At 66.1% G+C, this 2,640-nt stretch carries 2 protein-coding genes; one reads left to right on the forward strand and one right to left on the reverse strand.

Features of this window, described 5'->3' with window-relative positions; translation table 11 throughout:
* The first annotated feature begins 93 nt into the window (after nucleotides 1–93).
* Nucleotides 94–2,187 (forward strand): sodium-translocating pyrophosphatase, encoded by a 2,094-nt coding sequence (locus tag AX681_RS07360; RefSeq protein WP_066681995.1) that lies wholly within the window; start codon nucleotides 94–96, stop codon nucleotides 2,185–2,187.
* A gap of 77 nt (nucleotides 2,188–2,264) precedes the next feature.
* On the opposite strand, the gene AX681_RS22405 is transcribed toward AX681_RS07360, so the two are convergent.
* The coding region (locus AX681_RS22405; protein WP_197424251.1) for an endonuclease/exonuclease/phosphatase family protein at nucleotides 2,265–2,640 on the reverse strand (376 nt) is incomplete at its 5' end.

Below are 2,640 nucleotides of genomic sequence, written 5' to 3' on the forward strand. Positions count from 1 at the left end.
CCCCCCGCCCCTCTCTACGCTCCACCCCGACGCGGTTTGTACCGGGCAGCAAGATCCGGGCGACCTGCGGGATTCACAGGGGAAGGATACCAGATGACGATTGTGTACATCGCCATCGCGTGCGGCCTGATTGCCGTGCTCTATGGCCTGGTGACGTCGCAACAGGTGCTGCGCGCACCGGCAGGCGACCAGAAGATGCAGGATATCGCCGCCGCCATTCAGGAAGGCGCAAAGGCCTATCTGGGCCGCCAATACACCACCATCGCCATTGTCGGCGTCGTCGTTGCCGCGGTGATGTTCTTCACGCTCGGCGCGCTGTCGACCGTCGCGTTCCTGATCGGCGCGATCCTGTCGGGCGTCGCCGGCTATGTCGGCATGAACATCTCGGTCCGCGCAAATGTCCGCACGGCTGAGGCGGCGCGCGGCTCGCTGCAGGGCGGCCTGACCCTCGCCTTCCGCGCGGGTGCCGTCACCGGCATGCTCGTCGCCGGGCTCGGCCTGCTCTCGATTGCCGGGCTGTTCTGGTATCTGGTCGGCCCCGCCGGCGAAGCCGCGAACGGCGAAGACATCATCAAGGCGCTGACCGCGCTCGCGTTCGGCGCGTCGCTGATCTCGATCTTCGCGCGTCTCGGCGGCGGTATCTTCACCAAGGCTGCGGACGTCGGCGCCGACCTGGTCGGCAAGGTCGAGGCCGGGATCCCCGAAGATGATCCCCGCAACCCCGCGGTGATCGCGGACAATGTCGGCGACAATGTCGGCGACTGCGCCGGCATGGCCGCCGATCTGTTCGAAACCTATGTCGTGACGATCGGCCTCACCATGGTGTCGATCGCATTGCTGGTGAACGGGCTCGGCGGCGACGCGATGCTGGCGCTGATGGCGCTCCCGCTGATCGTCGGCGGCGTGTGCATCATCACCTCGATCATCGGCACCTATATGGTCCGGCTCGGCGGCAGCCAGTCGATCATGGGCGCGCTGTACAAGGGCTTCTGGACCACCGCGATCCTCGCCATCCCGGCGATCTGGTTCGCGACCCAGTACACGCTGGGCGACCTTAACGCCACGATCGGCGATCAGGCGTTCACCGGCATGGACCTGTTCTGGTGCATGATGATCGGACTGGGCGTCACCGGTGCGCTGGTGTGGATCACCGAATATTATACCGGCACCCAGTACCGCCCGGTCCGCTCGATCGCCAAGGCATCGGAAACCGGCCATGGCACCAACGTCATTCAGGGGCTGGCGATCAGCCTTGAATCGACCGCGCTGCCGACCATCGTGATCGTCGTCGCGGTGATCGCCTCGTTCCAGCTTGCCGGGATCATCGGCGTGGCGTTCGCCGCCACCTCGCTGCTCGCGCTCGCCGGCATGGTGGTCGCGCTCGACGCCTATGGCCCCGTCACCGACAATGCCGGCGGCATCGCCGAAATGGCCGGGCTGCCCGATGACGTCCGCACCCGCACCGACGCGCTCGATGCCGTGGGCAACACGACCAAGGCGGTGACCAAGGGCTATGCCATCGGCTCGGCCGCGCTCGCCGCACTGGTGCTGTTCGGCGCCTATACCGAGGATCTGACGCGCTACTTCCCCACCGTCGTGGTGGACTTCTCGCTCAGCAATCCGTTCGTGATCGTCGGGCTGCTGCTCGGCGCGCTGCTGCCCTATCTGTTCGGCGCGTTCGGCATGACCGCCGTGGGCCGTGCAGCCGGCGCGGTGGTCGAGGATGTCCGCGCCCAGTTCCGCGACAATCCCGGCATCATGGCCGGGACCAGCCGCCCGAACTATGGCCGGACCGTCGACATCGTGACCAAGGCGGCGATCAAGGAAATGATCATTCCGTCGCTGCTCCCGGTTCTGTCGCCGATCGTGCTCTACTTCGTGATCCTGGCCGTCGACAGCCAAGCCAATGCCTTCGCTTCGGTCGGCGCGATGCTGCTCGGCGTGATCGTGTCGGGCCTGTTCGTCGCCATCTCGATGACCTCGGGCGGCGGCGCATGGGACAATGCGAAAAAGTACATCGAGGACGGCAATCACGGCGGCAAGGGCTCGGACGCCCACAAAGCCGCGGTGACCGGCGACACGGTCGGCGATCCCTACAAGGATACGGCGGGTCCGGCGGTCAATCCGATGATCAAGATCACCAACATCGTCGCCCTGCTGCTGCTCGCAGCACTCGCGGCGGGATAAGTCCTATGGCCTTCTTCAGCCCCTCCCGCCTTCGCGGGAGGGGTTGGGGAGGGTCTTCTTTCTTCTGGTCTTCAGGGTCAGCGGTAATCAGCCACCACCGGAAAGTGATCCGACGGAAACCTCCCGCCCCGCCCGAAATCGACCGTCTCGACCGCAACCGGCGTCAGGCCCCGCGCCATCACCCAGTCGATCCGCTTCCCCGGCGTTCCCGAAAAGCCATGGAACGTCCCCTCCGGCCCCGTCCGCTTCGGTGCAGCGACCCAAGCATCGCCCAGACCGCCACTCAGCAGGCGATGGGCGTCACTGTCCGGTCCGGTATTGAAGTCCCCGGTCAGCACCACCACGTCACCGGCAGGCCGCTTGCCGACCCACTCCGCAATCGCCGCCGCACATTTGCTGCGCGCTGCCTCGTCCTCGGCGCGATAGGGGAAATGCGTGTTGATCAGCCAGAAG

The sequence above is a fragment of the Sphingomonas sp. CCH9-E2 genome, assembly GCF_001557215.1.
Taxonomy (GTDB): domain Bacteria; phylum Pseudomonadota; class Alphaproteobacteria; order Sphingomonadales; family Sphingomonadaceae; genus Sphingomonas.

Coding starts and splice junctions, on each gene's coding strand:
- AX681_RS07360 (WP_066681995.1), top strand. CDS start 94: ATGACGATTGTGTACATCGCCATCGCGTGCGGCCTGATTGCCGTGCTC.